Genomic DNA, 13151 nt, shown 5'->3' with positions numbered 1-13151 from the left:
ATTACTTCCCAAAAATAAAACGAGCTGTCAGCCCAAAGGTTGACAGCTCGTCTGTTTTAAAGCTATTGGTACTTATGATTTATTGAACAGGAATCGCCAGAAGTCCAGACCGATCGCATAGGCCATCAACGCCAGCAGCAATACCATGCCCACCATTTGTGCATATTCCATGAACTTATCGCCCGGCTTGCGCCCTGTAATGATCTCATACAGGGTAAACAGTACGTGGCCACCATCAAGGGCCGGAATTGGCAGCATGTTCATGAATGCCAGTACCACGCTCAACAAGGCCGTCATACTCCAGAACAGTTCCCAATCCCACTTTGCACCAAACATGTTACCGATACTGAGGAAGCTACCCACTGACTCGCTGGGCTTTACTTCATCAGAAGTGAACAGCAGTTTAAAGTTCTTAATGTTCATCACCATGTTTTCCCATCCTTTGCTTACGCCAGCAGGGAAAGCGGGGAAAAAGTCGAACTTATGTTTATAGGAACCTGACCGTTCTTCTGCGAAGGTGGCATATCCTATTCTGCCTAATGTGTCTGTGATTGCTTTTACGATAACGGTATCTTTATTCCTCAACACCGTCAATGTGATCTCCTCCTTCTTGTGCTTTGCGGTCTCCTTGCGGTACTCATCATAAAAGGTAACCGGTGTATTGTTCAATGCCAGGATGTGATCGTTCTTTATCAGTGAATCCTGGGTAAACTTACCATATCCCGGGCGCAATGTATCTACTATAGGGTATACGCGGGGCTCAATGAATGGCGCCTTACTTTTGATCAGGCTACGGATCGTTCCTTTGGGCAGTGGCACATCTACCATCTTGCCATCACGCTGTACCTGTATCACTTTCGCTTCATCAAGGATGATATTGCGGGTAAGGTCGTAATAATCCAGTACCGGCACGCCGTCGAGGCTCACGATCTTATCGCCATTCTTAATGCCTGCGCTTTCACTGATCGAGTTTACAGCTACGCCATGTTGCAATTTGTCCATGGGCAAACGGTTCTCGCCCCATACCCACAGGATCATGGCAAACAGGAAGAAACCGAGCAACAGGTTTACCGTTACCCCGCCGATCATGATAATGAGGCGCTGCCAGGCTGGTTTGCTGCGAAACTCCCAGGGCTGGGCAGCTTGTTTCATCTGCTCTTTATCCATGCTTTCATCGATCATACCGCTGATCTTAACGTAACCTCCCAGTGGTAACCAACCGATACCGTACACGGTTTCTCCAATCTTCTTTTTGAACAGGGAAAACCAGGGATCGAAGAACAGGTAGAATTTCTCAACACGGCACTTAAACCATTTGGCGGGCAGGAAGTGGCCCATCTCGTGTAATACTACCAATATGGATAAGGAAAGAATTAATTGTAATGCTTTGATTCCTACAACAGCCCAGTCGATGGCTAAGAATGTCATCATAATCGTGAGTGGTGAGTAGTGAGTAGTAAGTGGTGCTCTGAGCGGAAGCACCTCGCCGACTACCGACTTCTTGCTTTAATAATATTTTAGTTTAAATACAATTGTGCGCCCGGTTTGTTACAGCCGGGAGTCGATATTCCCCAAATATCCAATAATAAATGAGATATCCATACCGCTCACAGAAATTCGTTAATAATTAACGGGAAATAGGGCGCCGGAGTATAATGCGAATGGTATTGGTAATCAGAGCTTAATTACAGAAGCCGCAAAATTACGGGCCTCGGCGTCGCTCTCAAAATATTCCTCCATGGTGGGCTTCTCGATCCAGGGGACCTGGTGCATGGTGCGCTCGATGAGATCGGTCATATCCAGGAACCCTATGCGGTTGCGCAGGAAGGCGTATACGGCGATCTCATTGGCAGCATTCAGCACGCAGGGCAGGTTGCCTCCTTTGTGGAGTGCATCGGTAGCCAATACCAGGTTGCGGAAGGTCTTGGTGTCCGGCTCTTCAAATGTGAGCTGGGCCGGCTTCCGGAAATTGTAACGGGGAAAGTTGTTGGGTAACCGATGTGGGAACGTCAGGGCGTATTGAATAGGCAGTTTCATATCGGGCAGTCCCATCTGGGCCTTGATACTGCCGTCCTCAAACTGTACCATACTGTGAATGATGCTTTGCGGGTGTACCTGTACGGATACCTGATCGGGCTGCAGGTTGAACAACCAGCGGGCTTCGATCATCTCCAATCCCTTGTTCATGAGCGTGGCCGAATCGATCGTGATCTTGGCGCCCATATTCCAGTTGGGATGTTGCAGGGCGTGATCGCGCTTCACGTTTACCAGGTAATTGGGCTTTTTGCCCAGGAATGGACCGCCTGAAGCGGTGAGGATCACTTTTTCAATGCGGTTACGTGTTTCTCCTACCAGGCATTGGAATATAGCCGAATGTTCTGAATCTACGGGGATGATGGGGGCTCTGTGCTCCACTGCTTTCTGCATCACGATATCTCCCGCCACTACCAATGTTTCTTTATTGGCCAATGCGATTGCTTTCCCCTGCTCTACTGCGCGCAAGGTGGGTTTCAAACCAGCAAACCCTACTATGGCCGCCAGCATCACGTCATAGCAATCCATTGCTGCCACTTCCTCCAACGCCTGATCGCCGGCAAATACCTTTGTATCGGTTTTGGCCAGCGCCGCTTTTACGTGGGGATATTTGCGTTCGTCGCCTATCACCACAATATTCGGACGGAACCGCAGTGCCTGCTCCACCAACAGCTCATCATTGCTGTGGGCAGTGAGCACCTCTGCAGTAAACCTGTCGGGGTTTGCAGCGATAACATCCAACGTTTGGGTACCAATTGAACCCGTGGACCCAAATAAAGCGATACGTTTTTGAGGGAAACTGTTTGACATTTTACGAAAATACAGAATGGACGAACAATAATTGTCAGCTCTCCACGAATTGCTCTAAAGCTACCGCAATCTTACGGTCATTGCTTAAGCGGGGAACTTTATTTTGTCCGCCCAACTTGCCAATGGACTTCATGTAATCGATAAACCCATTTTTCTTGACTGTGCGGATATGTAGTGGCAATAATATATTACCGGTTATAAGGTCGTCGTAATAAATATTCTTACCTCTCAGGTGCTGGTCTACTTTATGGGCAAACCGGTTCATATCTGCCGGCTTGTTCTCAAACTCGATAAACCACTCGTGATATGACTTGCCTTCGCCCTGCGTGATCATGGGCGCTACCGTAAACTCCGTGATGTGCACACCTTCTTCTTCAGCAGCCTTGATAAGGCTGTATTCTACCTCCTCACCGATCACGTGCTCGCCAAAGGCAGAAATAAAGTGCTTGATACGGCCCGTAACCACCAACCGGTAAGGATTGGTTGAAACAAATTTCACGGTGTCCCCGATATTGTATCCCCACAGTCCCGCATTATTATTAATAATAAGGGCATAGTTCTCGCCCACCTTCACGTCTTTCAGGCTAAGGCGGGTTGGATTGCTGGAGAACACTTCTCCGGCCGGGATAAATTCAAAGAAAATACCGCTATTGGTATTGAGCAACAAGCCCTCTCCTTTTTGAGAATCCTGGAAAGCCATGAAGCCTTCCGAGGCAGGGAATGTTTCTATAGCTGCTACCTGTCCGCCAATGCTCTCGAACAGTTTGTTGCGGTAAGGTTCAAAGTTCACGCCGCCATGTACCAGTACCGAGAAATTAGGGAATATGTCTTTGATCTTTTTGCCGGTACGCTGGTGCAGGCGGTCGAAATACATTTGCATCCATGGTGGTATGCCACTGATGAGTGACATATCCTGCTGGATGGTCTCTGCTACTATTTTATCGAGCTTCGTTTCCCAATCTTCGATACAGTTGGTCTCATACGATGGCAGCTGGTTCCTACGCAGATACTGGGGTATGTGGTGGTTTACGATGCCGCTCAAACGTCCTGTGGGAATACCTCCCACTCTATCCAGCTCAGGCGAACCAGACAGGAAGATCATCTTCCCATTGGTAAATTGGCTGTTGCCGCTTTCCGCGATGTAGCACAGCAAGGCATTGCGCGCCGTATTGATATGGTTGGAGATAGACTCTTTTGAAATGGGGATGTACTTTACACCGCTGGTGGTGCCGGAAGTCTTGGCGAGGTAAATGGGCTTACCCTTCCATAATATATTATGTCGCCCTTCCTTGATCTTCTCGATGTAAGGTTTGAACTGCTCGTAATCGCGAACAGGAACAGCCTGGATATATTCTTCGTATAAAGAAACGTTCTGAAACTGGTGCTCTTTTCCAAACTCCGTCGTTTTTCCCGTCTTCAGTAGTTCTTTTAGAATATTTTCCTGGTCTTCGATGGCGGTTGCCATCCCTTTCCTGACGCTCTTGTATACATAGTTGGCAAATGGTTTTGCCAGTAAAGATTTGATCTGCATAAGTTTAACTATGGCGCAATCCTACGAAATTAGTGTTAATTCAATTACTACAAAAGTTAATCTCCCCTTCGGAATTCTATTACAGCAGATTGAAAAAAAAGATGTTAGAAAACAATTAGAATGGGGTACTATCTATAAAGTAAAAGTACAGTTGCCTCCTTACTCTTTATTTAAAAATGTGATGACTTCCTCCGGGAGCTGCCACGGACGTAGGCAAGACCTGTGATGGTTGGAACATTCTTCCCGGATTCTCCTCATTGCTTCCTCTTTGCCTCCTCGGGTTCTCCTCTTTGCTTCCCCGGAATCCGGGAAGGCAATGAGGACCTACTGAGGAAGAATAGGGGGAACAGCGGCCGACGGGATTTATTACGCTCTACAATAACCAGTTGATTATCATTAACTACGCTTGTTTTTAAGGCTGCGCGGGAAGATCAAACAGGTGTGTAAAGGGCAGGAAAAGTGTATTTTTGCAGGCTCCTGAGGGCAGATTGGCGGGGCGGAGAACAATAGATTGCATCAAATACGAGGAATGTTGAAAAAAAATGCCTGAAAGCCCGTGCAATCTGCTATAAACCTATTACCTTTGCACTCCTAATTTTTGGAAAGTTATGTTAGCAATAGTTAAAATAGCCGGTCAGCAATTCAAGGTTCAGAAGGACCAAACTTTATATGTTCCCCATGTAGACGGCACAGCCGGAGACAAAGTGGAGTTTGCAGAAGTATTGCTGGTAAGCGCCGACGGTAATTTGTCCGTAGGCAGCAGTGTAAAGGCAACCGTAAAGGCCGAGATCGTTGACCAGGTACAAGGTGATAAGGTTATTGCCTTCAAAATGAAAAGAAGAAAAGGTTTCCGTAAGAAACATGGTCACCGTACTCATTACACAAAAATTAAAGTAACCGACATCGCATAAGATTAAGTCGGAGGTTTGAGGTAAGAGGCTTAAAACTTTTTGCTTCGACTCTTTAGATACTAATTTTAAAATTCTCAAATCAGTTCATCATGGCACATAAAAAAGGGGAAGGTAGCGTAAAGAACGGCCGCGACTCTCAAAGCAAACGCCTTGGAGTAAAGATCTATGGTGGTCAACCTGCTATTTCCGGCAACATTATCGTTCGTCAACGTGGTACTACTTACCATCCTGGTAAGAACGTTGGAGTAGGAAGAGATTTCACACTGTTTGCGTTAAACGACGGTTTAGTGGAATTCAGGAAGACGAAAGATGATAAAACTGTTGTAAGCGTAATACCAGTAGCGTAAGAAATTTTTTTTACAAATTGTAAAAAAATTTTGGCGGTTTCAAATTAGTTTCTATTTTTATGGTTGTAAATTTATTTACTAACCATTTTAAATTCACAAACAATGGCAACTAAGAAAAAAGCCGCTAAGAAAGCTGCAAAAAAAGCCGCTCCTAAGAAGAAAGCTGCTAAGAAAGCTGCAAAAAAGAAATAACTTCTTTGGAACGCAGAAAATATCAAAGTCCCGGACATTGTCCGGGACTTTTTTTGTTTATGAAGTATTAGCAGCGAGCACGCTGAAATCCGCCACCAGCCTGTATTTCAGCTTATATTACCACTTCAGATAACGATCAATTTATCGCTTCCATATCGCTTAAAGCAAGCCATCACTATTACATGCTCACCTATTCCTGATCACTACATTTTGTCTTTTTATTCAGCATGCTGAATTCTATATCCTGTATTTGCTTTTCTATATTTTTGCTTCATGACCATCGACAATACCTATATCGCCGACCAATTCGACCTGCTGTCCAAACTCATGGATATCCACGGAGAGAACAGTTTTAAGTCCAAAACCTACTCCGTTGCCGCCTTCAACATAGAAAAAATGCCACAAGACCTGGCCAAGGTACCAGCTGCTGAGCTATTCTCTATTAAAGGTATTGGAGACTCAGTAGGTAAAAAGATCCTGGAGATGGTTCAGCAGGATGGCAGGCTACCCGTATTGGAAGAATACATCGAGAAAACACCACCGGGTGTCATTGAGATGTTGCAGATAAAAGGCATTGGTCCCAAGAAGATCGCTACCATCTGGAAAGAGATGGGTGTTGAAACCATTGGCGAATTACTATATGCCTGCAATGAGAACCGGCTCATGCTATACAAAGGCTTCGGTGAGAAAACACAGAAGAATGTACAGGACAGCATCGAGTTCTTCATGCGCAGCCAGGGCAGCCACCTTTATGCAGATGCAGAAGCTTATGCACTGGCCATCGACAAAACAATGCAGGAACAGTTCCCCGGCAATCGCTTTGCGTTCACTGGTGAATTCCGCCGTCAGCAGGAGATCATCGATCAGTTAGCCTGGGTTACTACCGCTACCGTACAGGACCTCCGTTCGTTTCTCGAAGCCAATAACTTCAACACAATAGAAAGTACCGACGATATTATTACTGTAAAGGGACAGGAAAATATACCGCTTAAGTTTTATCATGCCCCGGATAGTATTTTCTATAAGGTGCTGTTCACTACCAGTTGCAGTGAAGAGTTTGCTCAGGCCTGGCAGGCATTGCCAGGATGGGATACCAACGCTACTTATACTTCCGAGGAATCCATCTTTACCAGCACCAGCATTCCTTACCTCTCCCCTGCTATGCGGGAAAAAGGTTCTGTGTTGACGGCCAAAGCAAGTTCCGATAAACTCATCCAGCCGGCAGACATCAAAGCTATCATCCACAGTCACAGTGACTGGAGCGACGGAGCCAACACCATCGAAGAAATGGCCAAAGCCGCGATCGAGAAGGGTTACGAATATTTAGTGATCAGCGATCACAGTAAGAGCGCATTTTATGCGAAAGGACTTTCCGAAGAACGTATCAGGGAGCAACATTATTATATCGACGAGCTGAATAAAAAGCTGGCGCCGTTTAAGATCTTCAAGAGTATCGAGTGTGATATCCTGAATGATGGCGCGTTGGATTACTCCAACGCCGTGCTTGGCACTTTTGACCTCGTGATCGCTTCTGTGCACTCCAACCTGAAAATGACGGAAGAGAAGGCCATGATGCGGGTGATGAATGCCATCCAGAATCCTTACACTACCATTCTCGGCCATATGACGGGCCGTTTGTTATTGAGCCGTCCTGGCTATCCGCTCGATCATAAGGTCATCATAGATACCTGTGTAGCTAATGACGTTGTAGTAGAGTTGAATGCACACCCCCGTCGTCTCGATATCGACTGGCGGTGGATCGACTATGCGATGGAGAAAAATGTATTGTTGTCTATCGACCCCGATGCCCACTCAATCGAGGGTTACAATGATTGCCGGTATGGCGTGCTGGCTGCTCAGAAAGGTGGCCTTACGGCCAATCGCAACCTCAGCAGCTTTACGCTGGCTGAATTTGAAGCGTTCCTTGCCAAAAGGAAAGCAGCAAAGGGATTGTGAGTTGTCAATGATGATGGGGTATGAGCTGCGCGACTTTTATATCATATACTGCGAGGTTCTTGCGTGCCGGGCCAGTTAATACCTGTCCGGTATAGGAGAAACGTGAACCATGGCAGGGGCAATCCCAGGTTCTTTCTGCGCCGTTCCATTGTACGGTGCATTTGATGTGGGTGCAGCCGGGATCGATGGCGTAGACCACTCCCCTTTCATCTTTGTATATGCCCATCTTCTTGCCTTCGAATTCGACGATGCGCGCTTCTCCGTGTGCTATATCCGCGAGTACATGCATCTTCTCTTCGGGGAATAAGCCCCCCACCAGCTTACCTACAACATCGGCTGCCTCTTTCACAAAATTGGCAAACCCTGCCACCGGCTTAATGCGGTTGGGATCCAGCAGCTCTTCCCACACACTTGTTCCCGTTACCAGCATATCGCGCAGGATGATCGCCGACAGTGTACCATGTATCATACCATTGCCGCTAAAGCCTGTTGCCACATAAATATTCCCGGGATGGCCGGGCAGGTGACCGATATAGGGTAATCCATCTGTAGGTTCATAATACTGAGAGGACCATTTATAGCTCACCTCTTCTACGTCGAAGTAATTCCTTACATGGCTCTCCAACCTGCGAAAACAGGCTTCTGTATTGTCCTCATGGCCGGTTTTATGGTCTTCTCCGCCCACGATGAGGTATGGCTGGCCATGGACCTCCTGTGTGCGGTAATAGTGGTAAGGATTGTTCATATCGTAGGCCACTGCTTCGGGATACTCACCACTCTTCAGCCGCACGGCGATGGCATAGCTACGATAAGGAGCGCAACGGAAATGCAGCAGGTTAATGCCCGGAGGAATATGGGTTGCGTAAATGAGCTGCCGGCATTTGATATTGCCTTTGGTGGTGATCACCTCTACGATCTCATTATCTTCAGCATGGAGCATGCGACAGTTTTGCAACAACACGCCCCCGGCGTCCTCAAATGCTTTTGCAATGCCATACAGGTATTGTATAGGATGGAATTGGGCCTGGTTCTCAAACACAGCGATCTTCTGATAAGGGATGGGCAACACGGATGTATTAGTAAGATCAGCCAGCACTCCCGCTTTTTTGGAAGCGTCCACGATCTCTTCCAATTCTTTGCTTTGCTGCTCATCTACCGAGAACAGGTATCCCGGCAGCTCCTTGAACATACAAGGTATGTTGTATCGCCCGATGTGTTGTTTGATCAGATCGATGGACTGCCTGGCGCCATCCGCCATTAACCGGGCGTCTTCGGCAGAGAAGTTCTTCGTTATTTGTGCATACGAGGAATCCAGGAAGGTATTGAGATGGGCCGTGGTGCCTCCCGTGGCGCCAAAGCCAATATTGTTGGCTTCTACCAGTACGCATCGCTTGCCGGCCTGCTGCAACAACAGGGCTGTAGTTATTCCTGTGATGCCGCCACCCACAATCACCACATCCTGTACTCCCATGGGAATATAGGCGGCCCGCGCCTTATAATCGGGCAAAGAAGATTGCCATACGCTTTGACAGGCTCCATCTCGTTGCATATATATTCATTTTACCATAGTGGTTATAAACTTAATGCCACAAAAAAGGGACAGCCTCCCGACCGTCCCTTACTCAAACTTCACTTGTTATTGAAGTTTAGCTCTACAAGTTTCCAGCTGTTGCTGGTGATCTTTTAATTTTGGCAGGGCATCATCTACCAGTTTCTTGACGCTCTTGTCTTTGGCTGCGCCGGATTCTACCTCATACCGGCTAATCCCGGCCGCATTCGAGGTCACCATTTTCTCCACCCACTGCCGGTCAAACGCAGTACCAGCAAGTTTTTCCAACTCTGCCCGTCTGCCATCCGTGAATCTCTTACTGGTATCTTCCGCTTCCTTTGGCTTTTGCTGTTTCCGCAAATCGCTCAACAGTTGCTGCTGGTCGCGGGCTATGTTTTGTGCTATCTTTTTTACATTGTCGTGACTGGCTTTTTTAACGGCCAGGTCGGCCAGCCCGACTGTTTCCTCAGCCGATTGGATAGCATTGTCTACAAAGTTGGCATCTGCCTGTAATGTATCTGTGGCTATAACCTGTTGTGGAAACTTAGTGCTGGGGTCAACGTGCTCGGCTATCATTTGAGAATCGGTTGGCGTTGCATCTGCCTTACCAGCGCTTCCATCACCACCGCAGGATATCATAGCTAACGTTGCAGCGATCATTATTATCGAAAGAAGGACTTTCATACAATTCGTTTAATGAGGGTTTACGTGACGATCTCGTCCAGAATAAAGGGGATCTTTTGTACATACGCCTCGTTGTACTCCCACCCACTGCCTGGTATTTTGAACAGTTGCCACACGTGGCTTTGGAGCTTTACAAGGGTGAACATGTACCGCCGGTTGGGCGCAAAGATCTCATACACCCGGTAGCCGGCCGTATTATCGGCATGGTAACCAAAATGGATATGCTTTCCATTGTCTTCCTCATCGAACCAGGTGATATCTTTCTTTACCCAATCGACATAGTAGAGGTTCTCTACCTTTTTTCCGATCATTGTGGCCAGTAAGGTGAATCCTACGTCCTGCTCTACCCATTCGCCACTTTCCACATCTACAAAGAAGATATTCTCATACCCGTCTTCGAATATTGCATGAAACATACAATGAATAGGGTGCACCATTTCACTCAGGATTATCGATTCGGTTTTGCCGTCAACATGTAGTTGGATGGTATGCTCCATATTAAAAACGTGTTCATAGTGATTAATATCAACTGATAGGTACTATTACCGTATTACAGGGACCATTTACCGGCCACACGTGGGCGGCCCCTTTGGTTAAGTGAATAAAAAGTATACCTTCCTTTAAAGTGGCGGACGCAGCATCTACATCTTCGGGCAGCAAGAAAGTGCGCGTAAACGTTTCGACACAGAACTCTTTCTTATAGAAGCGCTGCACTTCTTCGTAATGCTCAGGAACACAGGATGCTGTGCCCCGGATGATCAGTACATCATCCTCGATCATCAAATGCAAATCCTCTTTCTTGTATCCTGGCAAAGCCAGTTCCAACATATAGGTTGCATTTGTTTCCGCAATGTTAATGGCTGGTTTTGTGTGGGGTGTTTCAGCATGCAGCTCTTCCCGCAGGTGGTCCATATCTGAAAAGCTTCCGCAGAAAGTGCGTACAACTGCATGATCTCCTGTGTGATATATAGTTGTTGTTTTCATACCGGCAAATCGTATTTAGTATTATGTAATCCACTAAATTCTTATGCCATGTGTGGAAACGATTGTGTTGCATTATTGCCCTCATCCACAATATTCAACAGGCGTATCGAGTAAGTCCCTCTACAAAACAAGGTTCTCAGTATCCGTTAGTTGCATGGTACCGTTTTTTAACTCTACTGCGCATCTGTAAACCATTAAAATGATTGTTATGCAAAATAATGAAGAGTTGATCGAGGTACTGAATGATCTAATCCGCATCAACAACGACCGCATAGAGGGTTATGAAAAAGCAATAGAAGAAACTAAAGATATAGACGCTGACCTGAAAACGCTGTTTCGCCGCATGGCCGACCAAAGCAGGCAGGCTAAAGCGGAGTTGATCCAGGAAGTACAGAAAAGAGGTGGAGGCGCCGATGTAAACAGCACTACCAATTCCGGTAAAATATACCGTGCATGGATGAGTGTAAAGGCTACTTTTTCTGGTAAAGACCGGAAATCTATCCTGGCAGCCTGCGAGTTTGGAGAAGATGCTGCTCAGAAGGCTTACAAGGAAGCATTGGAGTCTGAAGAGACGATGGATATCGATATCCGCCAGGTTATTACCAAGCAAAAGAGCTCACTTAAAGAATCACACGACCTCATTAAGCGTCATCGCGATATGCAGGTTGCCAATAAATAATTCTAACATAGTTTTTCATAAGGCACATTGGACTTTACAGGGCTGGTTTCTACCAGCCTTTCTTTATTTATTACAGGCAAGGCTGCAAGTTAGGTTGTGGGGTTACAGGTTGCAAGTCGCAGGAAAGTTCAGCTTCTTGATTTAGTGTAAAAAGTACTGACATAAAAAAAGAGGTTGGCTTTATCGACCAACCTCTTGTAAATGATATTCATGGTGTTACCTGCTATCTGCTTAGGTTCTTCTGATCAAACCAAGCAGCAGGGAAACAACGGCCAGGACGATCAATACGTGTATCAGGCCCGAAGCGCTGTACACAAAGAATCCTAATAACCATCCGATAACCAGGATCACAGCGATAAGATATAATATGCTTCTCATGTTTTATATTTTGTCTACAGTAATAAAAATCTCACGCCGCCTGCCGTCAACTGTAATATGGCCTGAATTTGTAGATGCTTTTCCCCACGTAGTGGCCCCGTACGGCTATTTTGGCCTGCATATCTGTATCCTTTCATAGGGCATGCTTATTTCTCCCACCCCTATATGTCTTCAATTCGTTCATTTTTCAGGATACTTAAGAAAGCAGTGCTGGCCTTTATAGAGGACAATGCGCTTAAATTAAGCGCGTCTCTATCTTATTACACTGTTTTCTCTATTGGTCCCATCATCATCATAGTCATATCCTTAGTAGGTATTTTTTATGGCCGGGAGGCTGTGCAGGGCAAAGTCTATGGTCAGGTAAAAGGATTTATCGGCAGTGATGCCGCGGCTCAATTGCAGGAGATCATCAAGAACATTGAATACTCGCAATTTAAAACCACCGGCTTTATCATTGGGGTGGTGATGCTACTATTTGGAGCCAGCGGTGTATTTACCGAGATACAAGACTCGGTGAACAGGATATGGTCTGTAAAGGCCAAGCCTAAGAAAGGATGGCTAAAGTTCATTACCAACCGGTTATTGTCTTTTTCACTCGTCGTGGGCCTTGGGTTTATCATGCTTGTCTCCCTGCTTGTGAGCACCGCGCTGGATGCGCTCAACAGTCAATTGGCCAGGTTATTTTCTGAAGATGTCGTTATCCTTTTTTATATACTCAATATTCTTATTGTGCTGGCCGTGATCACCCTCCTCTTTGCCATCATTTTCAAGGTATTGCCTGATGCCATTATCCGCTGGCGGGATGTGATCAAAGGGTCGCTCTTTACTGCCCTGCTTTTCATGGGTGGTAAATTTTTGATCAGTTTTTACATCAGTAAATCCAATGTAGGTATCACCTATGGCGCAGCGGCTACCATTGTCATCATCCTGTTATGGGTATTTTACTCGTCGGTGATCCTGTATTTTGGAGCGGAGTTCACCAAATGTTATGCGGTTGAAGCCGGCAGTGGAATCCGCCCGAAGGATACTGCCGTATTTGTAGTAAGGCACGAGGCTAAAGAGATCCCCCCTTCATACCTCGATACGTAAAACATAA

The 13151-nt window shown here is 46.3% G+C and carries 13 protein-coding genes; 5 read left to right on the top strand and 8 right to left on the bottom strand.

Annotated features, from left to right (window positions below):
- Positions 1-72 precede the first annotated feature (72 nt).
- From rseP to AC5JBY_RS13755, 3 genes are all read right to left on the bottom strand, one after another.
- The gene (gene rseP, locus AC5JBY_RS13765; protein ID WP_495905179.1) at positions 73-1431 is read right to left on the bottom strand and encodes an RIP metalloprotease RseP; all 1359 of its coding nucleotides are present in this window, start codon (positions 1429-1431) and stop codon (positions 73-75) included.
- Positions 1432-1674: 243 nt separating this feature from the next.
- Entirely contained in the window at positions 1675-2844 is a 1170-nt protein-coding gene (locus AC5JBY_RS13760; RefSeq protein WP_495905178.1) for a 1-deoxy-D-xylulose-5-phosphate reductoisomerase, read from the bottom strand.
- 34 nt (positions 2845-2878) lie between these two features.
- A complete protein-coding gene (locus tag AC5JBY_RS13755) occupies positions 2879-4375 on the bottom strand; it encodes a GH3 auxin-responsive promoter family protein (protein WP_495905177.1) in 1497 nt (498 codons plus the stop codon).
- 608 nt (positions 4376-4983) lie between these two features.
- Between AC5JBY_RS13755 and rplU the strand changes: the two genes are divergently transcribed.
- From rplU to AC5JBY_RS13740, 3 genes are all read left to right on the top strand, one after another.
- A complete protein-coding gene (gene rplU / locus AC5JBY_RS13750; RefSeq protein WP_495905176.1) occupies positions 4984-5286 on the top strand; it encodes a 50S ribosomal protein L21 in 303 nt (100 codons plus the stop codon).
- An 89-nt stretch (positions 5287-5375) separates the two neighbouring features.
- Positions 5376-5633, top strand: a complete 258-nt coding sequence (gene rpmA, locus AC5JBY_RS13745; protein WP_495905175.1) for a 50S ribosomal protein L27 — start codon at positions 5376-5378, stop codon at positions 5631-5633.
- A 465-nt stretch (positions 5634-6098) separates the two neighbouring features.
- Positions 6099-7781, top strand: coding sequence for a DNA polymerase/3'-5' exonuclease PolX (locus AC5JBY_RS13740; protein WP_495905174.1), 1683 nt, complete (start codon positions 6099-6101; stop codon positions 7779-7781).
- A gap of 4 nt (positions 7782-7785) precedes the next feature.
- On the opposite strand, the gene AC5JBY_RS13735 is transcribed toward AC5JBY_RS13740, so the two are convergent.
- From AC5JBY_RS13735 to AC5JBY_RS13720, 4 genes are all read right to left on the bottom strand, one after another.
- On the bottom strand, positions 7786-9330 hold the full coding sequence (locus AC5JBY_RS13735) for an FAD-dependent oxidoreductase (protein ID WP_495905173.1): 1545 nt from the start codon (positions 9328-9330) through the stop codon (positions 7786-7788).
- Between the two features lie 87 nt (positions 9331-9417).
- A complete protein-coding gene (locus AC5JBY_RS13730; RefSeq protein WP_495905172.1) occupies positions 9418-10014 on the bottom strand; it encodes a DUF4142 domain-containing protein in 597 nt (198 codons plus the stop codon).
- Positions 10015-10034: 20 nt separating this feature from the next.
- The gene (locus tag AC5JBY_RS13725) at positions 10035-10511 is read right to left on the bottom strand and encodes a hypothetical protein (RefSeq protein ID WP_495905171.1); all 477 of its coding nucleotides are present in this window, start codon (positions 10509-10511) and stop codon (positions 10035-10037) included.
- A 28-nt stretch (positions 10512-10539) separates the two neighbouring features.
- Positions 10540-10998 carry an Hsp20/alpha crystallin family protein gene (locus AC5JBY_RS13720; RefSeq protein WP_495905170.1) on the bottom strand — a complete coding sequence of 153 codons (459 nt, stop codon included), beginning with the start codon at positions 10996-10998 and terminating at the stop codon, positions 10540-10542.
- 208 nt (positions 10999-11206) lie between these two features.
- Here AC5JBY_RS13720 and AC5JBY_RS13715 point away from each other — a divergent pair, with 208 nt between their 5' ends.
- Positions 11207-11677: a ferritin-like domain-containing protein gene (locus tag AC5JBY_RS13715; RefSeq protein ID WP_495905169.1), complete on the top strand. Its 471-nt coding sequence runs from the start codon at positions 11207-11209 to the stop codon at positions 11675-11677.
- 231 nt (positions 11678-11908) lie between these two features.
- Here AC5JBY_RS13715 and AC5JBY_RS13710 read toward each other — a convergent pair whose 3' ends face one another.
- A complete protein-coding gene (locus AC5JBY_RS13710) occupies positions 11909-12055 on the bottom strand; it encodes a lmo0937 family membrane protein (RefSeq protein WP_495905168.1) in 147 nt (48 codons plus the stop codon).
- 165 nt (positions 12056-12220) lie between these two features.
- On the opposite strand from AC5JBY_RS13710, the gene AC5JBY_RS13705 reads away from it, so the two are divergent.
- The gene (locus AC5JBY_RS13705) at positions 12221-13144 is read left to right on the top strand and encodes a YihY/virulence factor BrkB family protein (RefSeq protein WP_495905167.1); all 924 of its coding nucleotides are present in this window, start codon (positions 12221-12223) and stop codon (positions 13142-13144) included.
- Positions 13145-13151 lie beyond the last annotated feature (7 nt).

The sequence above is a fragment of the Paraflavitalea sp. genome (assembly GCF_059502485.1).
This window is presented reverse-complemented; position numbering and strand designations above follow the sequence as displayed.